The following is a 17,433-nucleotide window of genomic DNA, read 5'->3' as shown; positions in this document are numbered from 1 at the left end:
ACCGCCTATCTCTACGAAATCATTTCCATTACGCGTCCGATCACTTGCTTGCTCTGCGGCTTCGTCCGACAAATAATAAGGATCGTATCGTCGCCGCAAATCGTACCCATCACTTCCGGCCATTCAATCGAATCGAGCAATGCACCAATCCCGTTCGCCGTTCCCGGCAAGCATTTCATAACGACCAAATTTTCGGTGAAATCGATATGGACAAAATTGTCCACTAACGAACGTTTCAGCTTCTGAAGCGGATTCACTCGCTGTTCCGTAGGGAGCGAATATTTGTAACGCCCGTCCCCAAGCGGCACTTTGATCAAGTGCAGCTCCCGAATATCTCGCGAGATGGTCGCTTGCGTTACTTCCAGTCCCGACGCACCCAATGCTTCGATCAGCTCGTCCTGTGTTTCGATTTCTTGCGTCGTTACGATTTCACGGATTTTGATATGCCTTCGACCTTTCATGAATATCCCCCAATATCGAACTTGATTTTATTTACTTTGCGTTCTTTCGTATCTACATACAGCACTCCCGAGCAATTTTCGAACAGGAGCGGATACGCGAGTAGACGTTCCCTGATGCCGCTGCCGGTCCAATCGATCGGTTTGCGGTCTTTGGCGATTTTGACGACATACAATTCATTGTCCGATCGCGCGAAGCAATCGATGAACAATCGGCTTTCCAATTCTTGATCGTCATCCAGCCGGATATGAATCGGAACTCGATACTTACCGGCCAAAACCTGGTACCCTGCTTCTTGAAGCAAAGCAACCGTGTCACTTCCCTCCAGCTCGGCCAAATTGCCGGCTTCTTCGGGAATTTTCAGCTTAATCGGACCGTACAGCCACCGGTGAAAACGAACATAAATCCACACAACTGCAATCACAATGATGAGCGCCATGACGGCCGTATCGACTGGGAACTGCATGCGATCACCTCGAGTACATATTCGAGGCATAATTTAGCTTTTCCTCTTTTCTAGCAAAAGAAACTCATCCTCAGGATGAGTTTCGGTTGAAGGTCGCTGCCGCTTCCTTGACGACATTACGAATCTTTTCATGAAGCTCGGTATCTTCCGCATCGGTGCGAGCCGCTTCGGTCGAATCGCCCGGAACCGACCAATAAGCCAAAAATTCGATGTTCCCTTCGCCTCCGGTAATCGGGGAAAAAGTTAAACCGTCCAGCTTAAAGCCCAAGTCTCTGGCAAAAGCAAGTACTGACGTAAGCACCTCGACATGCACGGAGGAGTCGCGAACAACTCCGGATTTGCCGACCTTCTCCCGCCCTGCCTCGAATTGAGGCTTGATTAGCGCAACAACGCCGCTCAGCGGTTTTAATAAAGGATACAATGCCGGCAAAATGATTTTTAATGAAATAAACGAAACATCGATCGTCGCAAAATTCGGCTCCGGTCCTTGCAAATCAGCCGGCGTGACGAAACGGAAGTTCGTTCTTTCCATCACGTTGACCCTGGCATCGTTGCGAAGCGGCCAGGCAAGCTGATTGTAGCCGACATCGATGGCATAAACATATGAAGCTCCATTGCGCAAAGCGCAATCGGTGAACCCGCCGGTGGAAGCGCCGATATCCAGCATCACGGCGTCTTGAATGTTAAGCGAAAAATAACGAAGCGCCTTCTCAAGCTTCAATCCGCCGCGGCTTACGTAAGGATGGACCGCGCCTTTGACATGCAAAGCGGAATCGCGGGCAATCTTCGTTCCCGCTTTTTCCACCCGCTCATTGCCGACGTAGACGAGTCCGGCCATAATCGCGGCCTTCGCTTTTTCCCTGCTCTCATAAAAACCTTGTTCCACCAATAATAGATCGATACGTTCTTTATCTGCTGACATCGTTGCTCCTATTGCTTGTTCTGTCGAATGAGGCCTTATGCCCGCTGCCGTTTGCGGGGAAGCATGTTCTTGACTTCGGCTACAATCCTCTCAACCGTTAAGCCCACTTCCTGCTGCTGTTCTTTGATGCTGCCGTGCTCGACGAAATAATCCGGAACGCCCATCGGCTTCACTTGCATATGGAAAATGTTATGCTGAGCATAAAACTCCAAAATAGCACTGCCTAACCCGCCCATCGTCGACGCCTCTTCCAGCGAAATCACATTGAGCTGTTCCTTCGAAAGCTGCAGCAGCATATGCTCGTCGAGCGGTTTGATGAAACGTGCATTAATAACGCGGACGTTCAGCCCTTCGCGCTTCAGCTGCTCGGCTGCTTCCTCAGCGAGCTGCACCATCGGGCCGATCGCCAGAATCGCCGAGGAATCGCCTTCTCGGACAACTTCCCAACTGCCGATCGGAATCGGCGTCAACGTTTCCTGAATCGGAACGCCCACAGCATTAATTCTCGGATAACGGATCGCAATCGGGCCGTCATCGTAATCGACCGCGGTTTTCATCATGTTGCGAAGCTCGTTCTCGTCCTTCGGCATCATAATGACGATGTTCGGAATATGACGCAGGAAAGCGATATCGAATACGCCGTGATGCGTCTCGCCGTCCGGTCCGACAAATCCGGCCCGGTCGATCGCGAAGATCACGTTCAAATTTTGCCGGCAAATGTCGTGTACGACTTGGTCGTAAGCGCGCTGCAGGAATGTCGAATAAACAGCGAACACCGGTTTCCTGCCTTCGATCGCCAGCGCCCCGCACAACGTAGCGGCATGCTGTTCGGCGATGCCTACATCGATCATCCGATTCGGGAATCGCTCCGCGAATTTCAGCAGTCCCGATCCTCCCGGCATCGCCGGCGTGACGGCGACGATACGCTCGTCTTGTTCGGCAAGCTCGATTAACGTTTTGCCGAAAATGTCCGTATACATCGGATTGCCGACCGCCTTCAGCATTTGTCCCGATTCGATCTTGTAAGGCGATGCGCCGTGCCATGTGAAGGAATCGGCTTCCGCCGGAGAATAACCTTTGCCTTTGACGGTGACAACATGTACAAGCACCGGACCTTGGACCTTATCGGCTTGCCGAAGTGCATCCAACAAGAGCGGCAGGTTATGTCCGTCTACCGGGCCCACATACGTTAGCCCAAGCTCCTCGAACCATACGCCGGAAACAAGCATATATTTCAGGCTGTCTTTGACGCGCTCCGCGGTTTTGGCCAGCTTGCCGCCGATCGCCGGAATTTTTTTGAGTAAATAGTTCAGTTCGTCCTTCGCTTTAATATAATGTTTATCGGAGCGAATTTTGCATAAATAGTTGTGCAGCGCACCGACATTCGGAGCGATCGACATTTCATTGTCGTTCAAAATCACCATCACGTTCTTCTTCTCGTGACCGATATGATTCAACGCCTCAAGAGCCATACCTCCGGTCATGGCCCCATCGCCGATCAATGCGATTACTCTGTTCGTCTCGCCCTTCAGGTCACGCGCCATCGCCATGCCGATCGCCGCCGACAGCGAAGTGCTGCTATGTCCGGCTTCCCAAACGTCATGTTCGCTCTCCGAACGTTTCACGAATCCGCATAAACCGTTATGCTTGCGCAATGTATGGAATAAATGTTTACGGCCGGTCAAAATTTTGTGAACGTACGATTGATGACCGACATCATAAATAATTTTGTCGACAGGACTATTAAATAAATAATGCAAAGCAATCGTTAGCTCGACAACACCTAAGTTGGGCGCGAGGTGTCCCCCGGTAGCCGATAGGTTCTCGATGAGGAAATGGCGGATTTCGCCCGCCAATTGTTCGAGTTCTTTAACGGATAACCGCTTCAGGTCGTCTGGCTGGTCAATTTGTTCAAGCAGCACGTGTGTTTCCTCGCTTTCCGAGCACTAAGGGTAGAAAAGATTCTGATCGAAGTACGTCGCGCTCAAATGTATCCATGACTCCGTTATATGAAATGATGGATTGTTCATTCATTCGAGTAAATTTGGCATCTTTTTCGTTATTATTATAACACATCGAGAAAAATATGCCCATTATGTCCATCCATTGCCCGAGGCTAGCATGATGAAACGAGCTGCGAATCAGTGATCCCGTTTCATTAAATAATCGGCAATCTGCAGCAATCGCGAAGGGAACGGAAAGTTCGCCTGCAGGATCGCTTGTTTGCCTTGTTCCGTCAATTCGCTTACTTTGCGCTGACTCGCTTCCAATCCGATAAAATACGGGTAGGTTACCTTGTTCAGCTTCATATCGCTGTTCACTTTTTTGCCAAGCTTCGCTTCGTCGCCGATGATATCCAATATATCGTCTTGGATTTGAAAGGCCATTCCGATGCAATAACCGAAACGCTCCAATGCCTGAAGCTGCGCGTCGGTTGCTCCGGCGATCCTGCCGCCGGCCTTAAGCGAAAAAACGATCAAATCGCTCGTTTTGTGCGCATGGATATATTCCAGCTGCTCTAAGCTCGTTATTCCTTGCTCCCCTTGCATGTCGGCCGCTTGACCGCCTACCATTCCTTTGGCACCGGCCAATGCGGCAAGTTCTTCCACGATGGAAAGTACTTGATCTGCTGCAATGCGGTGCTTGCGAGCGGACTGTACGACGGAATAAAAAGCGTGTGTGAGCAGAGCGTCTCCAGCCAAAATAGCCATCGCTTCGCCGTAAACCTTATGATTCGTCAGCTTGCCGCGGCGATAATCGTCGTTGTCCATGGCCGGCAAGTCGTCATGGATCAAAGAATATGTATGAACCATTTCGATCGCGCACGCGACAGGCATAGCGGCTTCCGTCGATCCGCCGAGCGCTTCGGCGGCGGATAAGACCAGGATCGGACGCATCCGTTTGCCGCCGGCCATCAGCGAATAATCCATGGACTGACGGAGCGTTGCCGGAACATCCCACCCGGACGGCAACGAGGCCTCAAGCTCCGTCTCCACTCGCGACGAAAGCAGTTTTAAATATTCCGAAATCGATAACGCTTCATTCACCGAAAATCACCTTATTCTTCATTCATGGGTGTAAATGCTTTTTTCGTATATTGGCCGTCCTCTTCAATCAGCATATCGATTTTGCGTTCGACTTGCTCCAGCTTCTGACTGCAAAATTGTGACAGCTTCATGCCTTCCTGAAACAGCTCGATCGCTTGCTCTAGCGGCACGTCGCCGTTTTCGAGCCGTTCGACGATTTGTTCCAGCTTGGACAGCGCCTCTTCAAAACTAACCGTTGCTTCGACCATTCCCCGTATCCTCCCCATTCATCGACCACACCTGGCAATCCAGTTCCCCATCGATGAGTCTAACTTTGACCAAATCCCCAAGCTGCACGTCATCCAGCGACTTGACCAGCTTCTTGCGATGTTCATCGTAAACTAGGCTGTAGCCTCGCTGCATGACCTTAAGCGGGCTAAGCGCGTCCAGTTGCCGAATGCCCGCCGTAAGCCGGTAGCGATGGTCCTTATAGACCGATTGCATCGCCTGCTGCAGCAGATGTCTTGCGGTGACGGTCCGCTTGCGCGCTTGATTCACTTGCTCCGCAGGATTGTATGCAGCAAGCGAAGCGGATAAGCGCTTCAAGCGATCCTGTTCGCGGCTGAAGCGGTGCGTCAGCCTGAATTTCAGCCGCTCCGACAATCGGTCGACCCGTTCCGCATGCTCGAGCAAATACCGCCTAGGATACAAGAAATACGGCGAACGCTTGAGCCGGTTTAGCTTCTCCTGCGACCTTTGCACCTGGAGTTTCATCCCTTTGCTCAACCGCTGTTGCAAATGGTTCAGCCCCTGCTTTAACTCCGCGTGATGAGCGACGGCAAGCTCGGCCGCCGCCGTCGGCGTCGCCGCGCGTAAATCGGCGACAAAATCGGCAATCGTAAAGTCGGTTTCGTGACCGACCGCGGATATGATCGGAATGATCGATTTGTAAATGCTCCGCGCTACGATTTCTTCGTTAAACGCCCACAGCTCCTCGAGCGATCCGCCGCCGCGCCCGACGATCAGGACGTCGACCTCGTTCAGCCGGTTCATCTCGTCAATGGCTCTCGCTATGGAAGCAGCGGCTTGCGTGCCTTGCACAAGTACAGGAAAGAGCAATACCGGTACGTTCGGATGCCGGCGCTGCAATGTCGTTACGATATCCCTCACCGCGGCGCCTGTAGGAGAAGTAATGACGCCTACAGCCCGCGGGAAACGCGGGATCGGTTTCTTGACATGGGCCGCGAACAAGCCTTCGTCTTCCAGTTTCTTCTTGAGCTGCTCATAAGCCAGAAACAAACTTCCGATGCCGTCCGGCTGCATTTGCGTCACGTAAAACTGGTATGCCCCGTCGCGCTCGTAGATCGAGATGCTGCCGCGGGCGAGCACCATCATCCCTTCCTTCGGCATAAACGCAAGCCGCTGATTGTGCGAAGCGAACATGATGCTCTTGATTCGGCTGTCGCTATCCTTCAGCGTAAAATACATATGGCCGCTGGAATGGCGGGTGAAGTTCGATATTTCGCCGCGAACCCAAATATCCTGTACCTGCGGATCGGATTCGAGCTTGATTTTGATATATTTCGTTAATTCCTTAATCGATAATACGCGCTGGCCCGGAATAAGGTTCACAATTCGTCAACCTTTCTTATCGGTTCGATTTGCGTGCGGCTTCAAGCGTGTTGTTCATCAGCATCGTGATGGTCATTGGACCGACACCGCCTGGAACCGGCGTAATATGGGAAGCCACTTCCTTCACACGGTCAAAATCAACGTCGCCGGCGAGCTTGCCGTCTGCAAGACGATTGATTCCGACATCAATGACAACGGCGCCCGGCTTCACGTAACTTTCGTCGATCATATTCGCGCGGCCGACCGCAGCGACCAGAATGTCCGCTTGACGCGTAATGTCTTTCATATTCTCTGTTTTGGAGTGGCAAATCGTTACGGTTGCGTTTTCCCTCAGAAGCAGCATCGCTACAGGCTTGCCGACAATGTTGCTCCGGCCGACGACTACGGCATGTTTGCCTGCGATATCGATTCCCGTACGTTTGATCAGCTCAATGACGCCGGATGGCGTACACGGCAGCAAGCAATCGTCGCCGATCGTCAAGTTGCCTACGCTGACAGGGTGGAAGCCGTCGACATCCTTCTCCACCGCAATGGCGTCGATCACCGCTTTCTCGTCGATATGCTTCGGCAGCGGCAGCTGCACCAGGATGCCGTGAATATGTACGTCGCGATTCAATCGATCGATAAGCTTCAGCAGTTCGCTTTGCGACGTCCCTTCCTCGAGGCGGTATACCTCCGAATGAAAGCCAAGCTGCTGGCATGCCTTTTCCTTGCTTCCGACATACACTTTGGACGCCGGATCTTCCCCTACGAGAATTACCGCCAAACCCGGACGAATGCCTTGAGCCGTCAGCTCGGCAGCTTCCTGCTTGATCGATTCGCGGATCGAATCGGACACCGCTTTCCCGCTAATTATGTTTGCGCTCATTTTCGTTCTCCCCCTCGATATCGATACTTGTTAGGAACGGCTTGCGTTCTTGATCCGGTCCAGTTCCTTGATCATCTTGCCTAATACGCCATTGACGAACTTGCCGGATTCGTCCGTGCCGAAATGTTTGGCCAGCTCGATCGCCTCGTTGACCGCTACCTTCGGAGGCACGTCGTCCCGAAATACCATCTCGAAAGCAGCCAAACGCAGGATTTGCTTGTCCACGCGAGAGAGCCTGTCGACCTGCCACCCTTTCAGAAAATCGCCGAGCAACGCATCAATGTCGCTCTTCCGCTCCAGAATGCCGCTCACGAGCTCCTTCACAAATCGCGTCAGCTCCGCGGCATTCTCCAGTTTCACATTTGATTCGTTATCGTGCTGTGCCTCTTCGATCAGCATCGCCACGGCCTGCTCGGCATTCACTTCGTTCATTTCCATCTGGTACAGGCTCTGTACCGTGATTTCCCTTGCTAACCTTCTCTTCATCTACTTCCTCCTGAGGCACTCGGATCTATGGTTATAGTATGCTGTTTTTCCCAAGTAATAAAACGTGTGCCTATTATATCATAAGCCAATTCAAACAGGAACAAATATTCGCACATTCTTCCAGCGCAAATCAAGCGAGGAGTCCTGTGCGAATGCGATCATCGGAACATTTTCCATCTGTCGTTCAACCATTCGTACCATTGTCTCCATGCGAACATGGAACCTTCCGTATCCCGTAAATCCTTGCTTTTACCGATAAGATAAGCGATAAATACGATAAAAGCAACGACGAGCATGTCCCAGAATCCGACAATCAGATACAACAGTCCGAAAAACAAGCCTGCAGCGACGCCTAGCAGCCGCCCGCCGTGACTATCCCACACTTGCTTCCACATACGGGAGCACCACCTCTATTCCACTCGACTGCGAAACGATTGCGTTTGCACGACGTTGGCTACAAAAACGGATACGAAAGCGACCGGAATGCCCGTAACTTCCTCGACGTGCTCCTTCACCGACTTTTGCACTTCCTCGCTCAGGCCGGGAATCGGCGTATCGCCGTCCACAATCGTCCGAATGACGATTTCGAGGCCGGACTGGCTGATCCGGATACGCGCTTTCAAATCTTTGATGCCGCGAACTCGGGTTGCCGCCTTCAGCGCCAAGTTCTCTACGGTTTCGATCGAAATGCGGATGTCTCCCATTTCGTTACGTTGATCAATCGAAGGTGCATGGCCTTGTGACGTTCTGACGGAAAGAATAAACAGCCGGATGCCGATCAGAAGCACGATTACCGCAGTTACGATCGCGGTCGTTTGCAGCCAAGGCAATTCGCCGTACATTTCCCCGAGGAACTGCCTCGAGATGTCGGGGTTGATCCAGCGGGCAGCCACGCTTATGACGACAACTGCGGCGATACTTACGGCAATCGTATAGATGAACAATAGCAGTCGATCCAGTATTTTACCCAAAAGCTTATCCTCCCCGAAAGACTTTCGATTTCACAATATCGGAGCGAACCCCCAGACGTCATCTGGGGGTTGCGGGTTACTTCTAGCGAACGCGCTGGCTCGCTTCTTCTTCTTCGACTTTCTCTATTACTTTAAAATGCACGTCGTGAATATGTACGTTGACTTCAACGACTTGCAGTCCCGTCATCGATTCAATCGCACGTTTGACATTCCGTTGAATGTCGGAGGATACTTCAGGAATGCGGCGTCCGTATTCGACGATGATGGAGACGTTAACCGCCGCCTCGCGTTGGCCGACTTCGACCTTCACGCCTTTGGACAAATTTTTGCGGCCCAGCAGCTCGGCGATGCCGCCGCCGAATCCACCGCTCATTCCCGCTACGCCTTCAACCTCGATGGTTGCGAGTCCTGCGATAATCTCAATAACCTCAGGCGCAATCTGGATACTTCCGAAATCCGTGCTTTCCGATCTTTCATAATCCGGAGCCATCGTATTCATAGGAACACACCTCCTATATGATATAAACCACTATAACATTTCACATGAAATATGACAAACCTTGGCTATTCACGATGCAGACGCTTCCGATCAAGAATTCGGATCGTTTACATCGTGCTCTTCCAAGAACTTGATGTCAAAATCGCCTTGGATAAATTTGTTGTGAGACAACAATTTCAAATGGAACGGAATCGTCGTATGCACGCCTTCAACCGCGAACTCGGCCAAAGCCCGCTTCATCCGCGCGATAGCGTCCTCGCGGGTCGCACCCCACACGATCAGCTTCGCGATCATGGAGTCGTAATGCGGCGATATCGTATATCCCGGATATGCCGCGCTGTCTACGCGAACGCCGAGCCCGCCCGGAGGCAAATAAAACTGAATTTGACCCGGAGACGGCATAAAATTACGTTCCGGATCCTCCGCGTTGATTCGGCATTCGATCGACCAGCCGTTGATCTTCACGTCATCCTGTGTAAAGGAAAGCGGATTGCCTTGCGCGACCGATATCATTTCTTTGATAATATCGACGCCCGTAATCATCTCCGTAACCGGATGTTCCACTTGTATCCGCGTATTCATTTCCATGAAATAAAACTGCCCGTCTTGGCCGAGCAAAAACTCGAGCGTACCCGCCCCGGAATAGTTAACGGCTTTCGCGGCGCGAACGGCCGCATCGCCCATCCGCTTGCGAATGTCCGGCGTCAGCACCGGGCAAGGCGCTTCTTCGACGAGTTTCTGGCGTCTCCGCTGTACGGAGCAGTCGCGTTCGCCCAAGTGAACGACGTTGCCGTGCTTGTCGGCAATAATTTGAATTTCGACGTGCTTCATGCCCGTCAAATATTTCTCTAAATAAACGCCCGCATTGCCGAACGCCTTCTGCGCTTCCTGCTGCGCGGTCGTAATTTGCGTGATTAGCGAATCTTCGTCTTCGGCAATCCGGATGCCGCGGCCGCCGCCGCCGGCCGTTGCCTTAATGATGACCGGGTAACCGATCTGCCGCGCAATCCGTACCGCATCGTCGAGCTCTTCAATTAGCCCGTCCGATCCCGGAATAACCGGAACGTCGGCATCCTTCATCGTTTGCTTCGCCATCGATTTGTCGCCCATCCGGTTAATTGCGTCAGGGGACGGACCGATAAACGAAATATTGCACGATTCGCAAATATCGGCGAAGTCGGCGTTTTCGGCCAAGAAGCCGTAGCCCGGATGAACGGCGTCGCATTCCGTCAAGGTAGCAACGCTCATGATGTTCGTAAAATTCAAATAGCTGTCCTTCGACGGCGTCGGTCCGATGCAATACGCTTCGTCCGCGAGACGCACGTGCAACGCGTCGCGATCCGCTTCCGAATAAACGGCTACCGAATAGATGCCAAGCTCGCGGCAAGCCCGGATAATGCGCACGGCAATTTCGCCGCGGTTGGCAATTAATATTTTATGAAATTTCATAGGATCCCTCACTACTCAGGTTTAACGAGAAACAACGGTTGTCCAAACTCCACGAGTTGGCCGTTCTCGACCAGAATGTCGACGATCTCGCCTTTGACTTCCGCTTCCAGCGGATTCATCAGCTTCATCGCTTCCACGATGCATACGACCGTTTTTTCGTTAACTTTGTCGCCGCTTTTCACGTAAGGCGCAGCGTCCGGCGATGGGGCAGCATAAAACGTGCCGACCATCGGAGATACGATTTTATGTAAATTCGACGTATCGGCCGCCTCTGCTTTAGCCGGAACGGCAGCTGTTTCAGCAGCGTGGATTACCGGCGCCGACGGAACGGGCGATGGAACGGCAGGGAATTGCTGATATACCGGCTGCGGAGCTGCCGGATGTACATTAACAACCTCGGTTTTGCCGGGTTTGCGTATAAAAAGACGCGCACCTTCATTTTCAATTTCCAATTCCTGTACGGATGTTTGGTCGACCAATTTAATCAATTCTTTAATTTCGCTTAACTTAAACAAAGTCATTTCACTCCTTCACTGGTATCCGCAACAAACAACTTTATGTATTATAACACAATCGCCGCTTATTGCTAAACAGTTATTTTGTCCGCAGGAAAGCGTAAGTCCGCCGCCACGGCTGAATGCCCTGGCAGCGGACTCGACATCCGGCGGATTAAGGAATGATTTGTACGGCGACTTGGTAGGATGGCACTTCGAGTTTTTTGCTGACCAGATCCACGATCGATACCGCTTGGCTTTTTTCGAGCTTCTGGCTTTTCAGCACGACTTTGAATTTGTTGTCCGAATCTTCGGAGACAACCGCATTTTCGTATTTGTAATCGTTGATCAAGGTTTCTTCGATATTCGTCAGTTTGTTTTCTTTGTCCTGCAGCTTCATGAGGTCGTCATATGCTTTGCCCAATACCTCATCGCTTTGGCTCGTGTCGGCCATCAGGTTGTTCAGGTCTTGCTCCTTCTGTGCGTACATTTCCTCGCGCTTCATTTGGTAAGCCGTAAAGAAATCTTGCCCGGAAGTTTGCTGGCTTTCGATTTTATCGAGAATCTCCTGGTCGCTGGAACCGTCTTTCGACGCCGTTTCCTTCGTTTGTTCTCCGGAATTTTTCGTTGCGGACTTGTCGGTTTGAGCACCATCCGTTGCAGCTTTGTCCGTTGCTGCTTTGTCCGTTGCTGCTTTGTCCGTAGCAGTGCCGTCCGTTGCCGTACCCTGCGTCGATTTGTCGCCCGTTGCCGCCGATTCCGTCGTCGTATCGCCCTCATTCACGACTTCGTTGACCGTCGTCGTGTTATCCTCTGTCATTTCCGTACCGTTCGCCATTTGATGATTATTTTTCGCAGCGTCGTCCGTGAATAAGTAGTAAGCCGATAAAATGACCATCAAACTTAACATCGATACTAGCCAAACCGTTTGTCTTTTCGTATTCATTGGATATTTCCTCCCATATTTTTGTATTTTGGTATTGTTTTATTGCTGTTTGCGCGGTACGATCGATATCCGATTCGCCGCGACACTAAGCCCTTTGCCCACCGCATCAAAGATCAACTTTTTGACCGTTAAGTTTTCAGCACCTTTGGCAACAATGAGAACCCCCCTTATTTTCGGCTTGATTTTTTTAATGATGATTGGCGTCTGGTCTCCGGATACTTCGTAGAAGACGACTTCCCCGCTGCGGGTTATATCGGTAACGTGGCGGCGCGCGCCGTTTTTGTCCGACTCGTCGGTCGTTTGCTGCGTTTCCTTCTTGTTCTTCTCAACGACGACCTCTTCCGTCGAATCGATGGTGACTAGCACATCGACGGCGCTGACGCCAACGATTTTTTCCAATATTTCTTTGATCTTCGATTCGTACTTCTCCTCATACAGCTGAAACGGGTTTTGCGGATCGGAACGGCCGAACGTCGCTTCATCGGTTGGTGCAGCTGCATTCTTATCGTTCTTCGGAGGATCTACGGAGCTGACCGGTATAAAAGAATTCAAGATCATGATCGCCAGGCCAATTCCGCCGATGAGCAGCAGCCAGCGCATGGCGTTCACCCGCTTCGTTCCGCCCGGACCGCCGCCAACCCATTTTTCGAGCGACTGCAGCCATTTCGCCATGTTGCGCCCCCCCTTTCTCCATCCATTTCCGATTAACGCATTCCGATTATCCTGCCCGGTCGGCGAACGATACGCGTACCTGCCGATCGGATATCCCCCATGCTTGCTGCAAAATTCGAACGACTTCGGCTCTCGCCTGATTCAGCCCCGGCTCTTCTTGCCCAATGCTTGCCGCCGCTTGCTCATCTCCGTCCCGGGCTGAAGTTTTCTTGTTGCCTGAGCCCGCTTCAATGTTCACTTCGACGGGCTTGATCGGGTCCATCGGCTTGATGTTCACATCATCCCCGCCTACCGTCGTTTGATTGCGATCGGTCTTTATTTCCGGAGCTATGCGTTCCAGCACGACCGAAACGGTTCCGATCTGCGGCTGACCTTGCTCGTCCATTGCGGTTTTGACCTGCACTTGTCTTACGGTTAACCCGTTTTGCTGCTCGAGCATCGATTTTGCCGTATCGGCCAATTTGGACTCGACCCACTCGCGGGATTTCCTTTCGGTATCCGCTTTGATTCTAGCCCCAGCCTGCAAAATCTCGTTCAGCTGCCCCCGTTCACCGTTGTGTCCGGAAGCGGCGACGATTTGTTCCTGGACGGCCGCCGAGAGCTTGCCGCTCCAATCTCCCCGCAGCAGCTGTACGACCGGCGACAAGATCGTCATCAGGATGAACAAGCTGACAATCAGCTTGATATACCGCTGCAGCGCATTGTTCGGAAGGAGCAAATCCGCAAAAGCGGCAATCAGGATGACGAGAATAATTTGCTTGAGCCAATCGCTGAGCCATTCGATCATGCCGCTTCCTCCTGTCCGCTTGCCCTGGCTGCTAGCGCAGCATGACGGTCAAATTGCCGGCGGTCAGCATGATTGTAATCGCAAAGAAGAACATCAGCCCCACCGAAGCCAACGCGGCAAAGACGTAGATCATGCTTTTGCCGATCGTTTTCAGGCAAGTGACGATCGGACTGTCGCCGAGGGGCTGCATTACCGCCGCAGCCAAATTGTAAATGAGCGCCAAGGTCAATATTTTGAGCGCCGGGAAAGCGCATAAGAAGATGATAACGATGACGCCGGCAAGTCCGATTGCGTTTTTGACCAGCAGCGATGCCGTAATCACCGTGTCCGCCGCATCGGAGAACATTCGGCCGACGACGGGGACAAAATTGCCCGTAATGTATTTGGCAGTTCGGATCGTCACGCCGTCGGTAACGGAGCTTGTTGCGCCCTGCACGGAAATGACGCCGAGAAATACCGTTAAAACAAATCCAAGCAACCCCACGCTGATCGTTCTTAACAAGCTCGCCAATTGTGTCACCTTATACTTGTCCGTCAGCGAACTGACGATATAAAGTACCGCCGAAAAAAACAACAGCGGAAACACCACCGTATATATGAGCGTGCCCACGGTATGGATCATGAACACGATAAGCGGGTGCATCACGGAAACCGTCGCCACATTGCCCATGGAAGCGAGCAAGGTCAGCAGCAGCGGAACCATCGCCATCATGAAATGGATCATGCTTTCGATAGCCGACTTGGCATATCCGATCGCTACGCTGAAGCTGTTGATCGCAATGATGATCAGCACCATATAGGCAATCGCATAAGCGACCTTGCTGACCGCATTTTTCTCGAAGGCGCTTTGCAGCGTCTCCAGAATGACGCTGAACACGGTTAGGATGACGATCGAGACAAGTAGCTTGCCGTTATATAAAATCTCGTGGAACAAATAACGAGCAAGTCCCTGGAAAATCGTCGAGATGCTGAATCCTTCGCCGCCGGGCAGTATCATCTCCATTAAAGTCGGCGTACGGCTATCCGGGAAAAACCCTCCGTATTCTTTCGTCAACTTGTTCCAGTACGTTTCGATTTGATCCGTGGGCAGTTGCTTGACCTGGTCCTGAACGGAAGTCATTTCAGGACCGGCGGCAAACGCTTCGCCCGCAAACCCGATGATCATCGAAAGGAGGAGGACGGCGAATATTTTCCACGACACGGTTTGGCGCATCTTTTCAGTTAACGGCATCCCGCCCACTCCTGTTGTTTCTATTTAAGCCGGCAGCAGCTTCATGACCGTTTCGATGATGGCGCCGATGATCGGAACCGCCATCATCATGATCAGTATTTTGCCGGCGAGCTCTATTTTGGAAGCGATGCTGTCTTGTCCGGCGTCCCGCATAATTTGCGCTCCGAATTCGGCGATATAGGCGATGCCGATCATTTTCAATATCGTTTTGAGAAAAATCATATTGATGCCGGAGCGCGTCGCCAGATCTTCCAGCACGCGGATTATCGAATCGATTTTGCCGATCAGGAACAAAAAGATGAACACGCCCGTGAAGACGGTAAGCAGGAAAGCGAACATCGGCTTCTGCTCCTTGACGACGAGAATAAGCACGGTTGCGATCAGAGCCAGTCCGACGATTTGGACGATTTCCATTGCGGTTCACCTGCTTTACTGGAACAAAAATATCGTTTTGATTTCCTGAAACAAATCATTGAGCAGCCTGACGACCATAAACAGGACGACGACAAATCCGATCACCGTTACCCAATGCGACATGTCTTCTTTGCCCATTTGCTTCAGAACGGTATGAATCATCGCAATGATGATGCCGATGCCCGCTATTTGGAAAATCGCGCTAACATCCATGTTCATGCCATTGGCACCTCTCTTAATACATCAAAATGACGATTAATGCACCGGCTAATACGCCCAAGCTTTTCCACATCTTCTCATAGCGGCCCTGCTCGTCGCGGGCAGCCTGCTCCTCGGCTTGCAACTGGCTCATCGCCAGCCGCAAATGCTTGCTCTGATCGGCGCGGTCGCTGATGCCAAGCGAAAATCCGAGCTGCCGGACGGAATCCCGTTCCGTATCGTTCATCGCCGTTTTCGGCCACATTTCTTCTACGGCCTGCTGCCAGCTCTCCTGCGCGGTTAACCGGGAATCCCCTTCCAGCTGCTCACCGGCTTTGCGGAACAACGATGCGAGAGGCTCGGCCAATTGCCGGCTTATGCGCAGCAGCGCGTCAGGCAGCGGCGTGAAGCCGTAACCGATTTCGGTTTCCAGCCGCTGCAGCGCTTGGATAAGCTGGCGAATTTGTCTTGGGCGGTTGGCATAGCGGGCCGCTTGATAAAAGCCGATGAGCGTACCTGCGATCACAACGAGGATGGCACCTAACAGTTTAAGCATAATCGCCTCCCGCCGATTTTATCGTTTCCTTATAGGAACGGCGTTCATCATGCAAGCTTCCGGCATCCATCACGCGGCTGACGACACCTTGTCCGACAGTTTTGCGAAGAACGACATACCGGGAGAACACGCCATCCTCCATAAGCTGTGACAAGATCGGGCGCCGCCTTGCATCCTCGACATCCCGGCCGTGTGCCGTGGCGATGACACTGATCCCGGCGTGCATCGCTTCCCGAATCGCCTCCGCATCTTCCTCGCGGCCGATTTCGTCCACGATCAGCACCTGCGGCGACATGGAGCGGATGAGCATCATCATGCCTTCCGCTTTCGGGCAGCCGTCCAGCACATCGGTGCGCGGGCCGACATCAAAACGCGGAACTCCCCGCACGCATGCGGCGATTTCCGACCGTTCGTCGACGATGCCGACTTTCATCCCGCTCCACTGCACATCGAGCCTGCGCCAAATGCCGTACCCGATGACCCGGGCCAAATCCCGGATGAGCGTTGTTTTCCCTTGCTGCGGCGGCGAGATGATCAGCGTATGCCGGATGCTCTGACCCGGGATGTCGAGCAAGTGCGGAATGACCGATTCCGCGGCTCCGGTAACTTCCCTTGCAATCCGGATGTTGAAGCCGCTGATGTCGCGAAGCAGCTTCACTTTGCCATGCTCCATGACGGTTCTGCCGGCCAGTCCAACGCGATGCCCGCCCGGGACGGTCACATAACCGCGCTTCAATTCTTCCTCCAAGGTGTAAAGCGAATGGTTGGCAATCAGGTCTAGCAGCTTCATGCAGTCTTCGTGTGTCGGCCGGTATGCTTGCTGCGGCTGATCGTCCAGCGTCCCTTGTTCGGTGACGAAGGCGAATCTTCCGGCATATCCGACCTCTAGCGGACGACTCTCGCGAATTCGGATTTCTTCGAGCCGTTGCCGCACTCGCTCCGGCATGCGGCCGATGATCGCAAGCAGCGGCTCCGGCAATAGATTCGGCCATGTTCCTATCATCGTAAGCCGCCTCCCAAGTTGTCCTTTTGCATCTATATGTATGCTTGGCCTATCAAAATATGCTTCCTTACTTTTTGAAAATACCGATCAATAGACAGGCGATGCCCAGACCGATCCATATAAGCTTGCTAGGAGACAGTTTATCGGCAATGCCGATCAGTCCGATCGTCGTTGTCGTGAGCAATACGATCGGACCGACAAAAGCGAGCATCGAATTGACGACGAGCGCTTTCTCCACCTCATTCAACCTAAGCATGACGAGTGCCGCGGTAATTTCAATGCAGCCCGAAATGATCCGGAGTGCCGCCATGCTGAGCACAAATTTATTCATTCATTTCCCTCCCTTGTCCTTCT

At 52.3% G+C, this 17,433-nt stretch carries 23 protein-coding genes; all 23 read right to left on the bottom strand.

What is annotated here, in order from left to right; translation table 11 throughout:
- Nucleotides 1–11 precede the first annotated feature (11 nt).
- The 23 genes from ahrC to AC0LWM_RS12355 all read right to left on the bottom strand — a co-directional run bounded on the left by ahrC (nt 12) and on the right by AC0LWM_RS12355 (nt 17,410).
- On the bottom strand, nt 12–461 hold the full coding sequence (gene ahrC, locus AC0LWM_RS12465) for a transcriptional regulator AhrC/ArgR (RefSeq protein ID WP_474675266.1): 450 nt from the start codon (nt 459–461) through the stop codon (nt 12–14).
- Nucleotides 458–925 carry a hypothetical protein gene (locus AC0LWM_RS12460; RefSeq protein ID WP_474675265.1) on the bottom strand — a complete coding sequence of 156 codons (468 nt, stop codon included), beginning with the start codon at nt 923–925 and terminating at the stop codon, nt 458–460. Before AC0LWM_RS12460 ends, ahrC begins: the two co-directional genes overlap by 4 nt.
- Before the next feature lie 70 nt (nt 926–995).
- Complete coding sequence (locus tag AC0LWM_RS12455) at nt 996–1,847, bottom strand: TlyA family RNA methyltransferase (protein ID WP_474675264.1); 852 nt, start codon at nt 1,845–1,847, stop codon at nt 996–998.
- Nucleotides 1,848–1,882: 35 nt separating this feature from the next.
- The gene (dxs, locus tag AC0LWM_RS12450; RefSeq protein ID WP_474675263.1) at nt 1,883–3,769 is read right to left on the bottom strand and encodes a 1-deoxy-D-xylulose-5-phosphate synthase; all 1,887 of its coding nucleotides are present in this window, start codon (nt 3,767–3,769) and stop codon (nt 1,883–1,885) included.
- A 219-nt stretch (nt 3,770–3,988) separates the two neighbouring features.
- Nucleotides 3,989–4,894, bottom strand: a complete 906-nt coding sequence (locus AC0LWM_RS12445; protein ID WP_474675262.1) for a polyprenyl synthetase family protein — start codon at nt 4,892–4,894, stop codon at nt 3,989–3,991.
- A gap of 11 nt (nt 4,895–4,905) precedes the next feature.
- Nucleotides 4,906–5,142, bottom strand: coding sequence for an exodeoxyribonuclease VII small subunit (xseB, locus tag AC0LWM_RS12440; RefSeq protein ID WP_474675261.1), 237 nt, complete (start codon nt 5,140–5,142; stop codon nt 4,906–4,908).
- A complete protein-coding gene (gene xseA, locus AC0LWM_RS12435) occupies nt 5,123–6,496 on the bottom strand; it encodes an exodeoxyribonuclease VII large subunit (RefSeq protein WP_474675409.1) in 1,374 nt (457 codons plus the stop codon). The genes xseB and xseA overlap by 20 nt, the downstream gene beginning before the upstream one ends.
- 25 nt (nt 6,497–6,521) lie before the next feature.
- Nucleotides 6,522–7,373, bottom strand: coding sequence for a bifunctional methylenetetrahydrofolate dehydrogenase/methenyltetrahydrofolate cyclohydrolase FolD (folD, locus tag AC0LWM_RS12430; protein ID WP_474675260.1), 852 nt, complete (start codon nt 7,371–7,373; stop codon nt 6,522–6,524).
- A 30-nt stretch (nt 7,374–7,403) separates the two neighbouring features.
- Entirely contained in the window at nt 7,404–7,859 is a 456-nt protein-coding gene (nusB, locus tag AC0LWM_RS12425) for a transcription antitermination factor NusB (RefSeq protein ID WP_474675259.1), read from the bottom strand.
- 158 nt (nt 7,860–8,017) lie between these two features.
- Nucleotides 8,018–8,254: a DUF2273 domain-containing protein gene (locus tag AC0LWM_RS12420; protein WP_474675258.1), complete on the bottom strand. Its 237-nt coding sequence runs from the start codon at nt 8,252–8,254 to the stop codon at nt 8,018–8,020.
- Between the two features lie 15 nt (nt 8,255–8,269).
- Entirely contained in the window at nt 8,270–8,830 is a 561-nt protein-coding gene (gene amaP, locus AC0LWM_RS12415) for an alkaline shock response membrane anchor protein AmaP (protein ID WP_474675257.1), read from the bottom strand.
- 82 nt (nt 8,831–8,912) lie between these two features.
- Entirely contained in the window at nt 8,913–9,329 is a 417-nt protein-coding gene (locus AC0LWM_RS12410; protein ID WP_474675256.1) for an Asp23/Gls24 family envelope stress response protein, read from the bottom strand.
- Between the two features lie 90 nt (nt 9,330–9,419).
- A complete protein-coding gene (accC, locus tag AC0LWM_RS12405; protein ID WP_474675255.1) occupies nt 9,420–10,778 on the bottom strand; it encodes an acetyl-CoA carboxylase biotin carboxylase subunit in 1,359 nt (452 codons plus the stop codon).
- Nucleotides 10,779–10,789: 11 nt separating this feature from the next.
- Nucleotides 10,790–11,293 carry an acetyl-CoA carboxylase biotin carboxyl carrier protein gene (accB, locus tag AC0LWM_RS12400; RefSeq protein ID WP_474675254.1) on the bottom strand — a complete coding sequence of 168 codons (504 nt, stop codon included), beginning with the start codon at nt 11,291–11,293 and terminating at the stop codon, nt 10,790–10,792.
- Between the two features lie 154 nt (nt 11,294–11,447).
- Nucleotides 11,448–12,218, bottom strand: a complete 771-nt coding sequence (locus AC0LWM_RS12395; protein WP_474675253.1) for a SpoIIIAH-like family protein — start codon at nt 12,216–12,218, stop codon at nt 11,448–11,450.
- 39 nt (nt 12,219–12,257) lie between these two features.
- The gene (spoIIIAG, locus tag AC0LWM_RS12390) at nt 12,258–12,890 is read right to left on the bottom strand and encodes a stage III sporulation protein AG (RefSeq protein ID WP_474675252.1); all 633 of its coding nucleotides are present in this window, start codon (nt 12,888–12,890) and stop codon (nt 12,258–12,260) included.
- Between the two features lie 46 nt (nt 12,891–12,936).
- Nucleotides 12,937–13,677 carry a stage III sporulation protein AF gene (gene spoIIIAF, locus AC0LWM_RS12385; RefSeq protein ID WP_474675251.1) on the bottom strand — a complete coding sequence of 247 codons (741 nt, stop codon included), beginning with the start codon at nt 13,675–13,677 and terminating at the stop codon, nt 12,937–12,939.
- Nucleotides 13,678–13,708: 31 nt separating this feature from the next.
- Nucleotides 13,709–14,908: a stage III sporulation protein AE gene (gene spoIIIAE, locus AC0LWM_RS12380; protein ID WP_474675250.1), complete on the bottom strand. Its 1,200-nt coding sequence runs from the start codon at nt 14,906–14,908 to the stop codon at nt 13,709–13,711.
- Between the two features lie 24 nt (nt 14,909–14,932).
- Entirely contained in the window at nt 14,933–15,322 is a 390-nt protein-coding gene (gene spoIIIAD / locus AC0LWM_RS12375) for a stage III sporulation protein AD (RefSeq protein ID WP_474675249.1), read from the bottom strand.
- A 15-nt stretch (nt 15,323–15,337) separates the two neighbouring features.
- Nucleotides 15,338–15,541 (bottom strand): stage III sporulation protein AC, encoded by a 204-nt coding sequence (spoIIIAC, locus tag AC0LWM_RS12370; protein WP_474675248.1) that lies wholly within the window; start codon nt 15,539–15,541, stop codon nt 15,338–15,340.
- Nucleotides 15,542–15,557: 16 nt separating this feature from the next.
- A complete protein-coding gene (spoIIIAB, locus tag AC0LWM_RS12365) occupies nt 15,558–16,076 on the bottom strand; it encodes a stage III sporulation protein SpoIIIAB (protein WP_474675247.1) in 519 nt (172 codons plus the stop codon).
- Complete coding sequence (gene spoIIIAA, locus AC0LWM_RS12360) at nt 16,069–17,079, bottom strand: stage III sporulation protein AA (protein ID WP_474675246.1); 1,011 nt, start codon at nt 17,077–17,079, stop codon at nt 16,069–16,071. The genes spoIIIAB and spoIIIAA overlap by 8 nt, the downstream gene beginning before the upstream one ends.
- A gap of 67 nt (nt 17,080–17,146) precedes the next feature.
- Nucleotides 17,147–17,410 (bottom strand): YqhV family protein, encoded by a 264-nt coding sequence (locus AC0LWM_RS12355; RefSeq protein ID WP_474675245.1) that lies wholly within the window; start codon nt 17,408–17,410, stop codon nt 17,147–17,149.
- Between the last annotated feature and the right edge of the window lie 23 nt (nt 17,411–17,433).

The organism is Paenibacillus sp. sgz302148, from assembly GCF_056120465.1.
The sequence above is the reverse complement of the archived record's forward strand: the minus strand, read 5'-3'. Positions and strand labels throughout refer to the sequence as shown.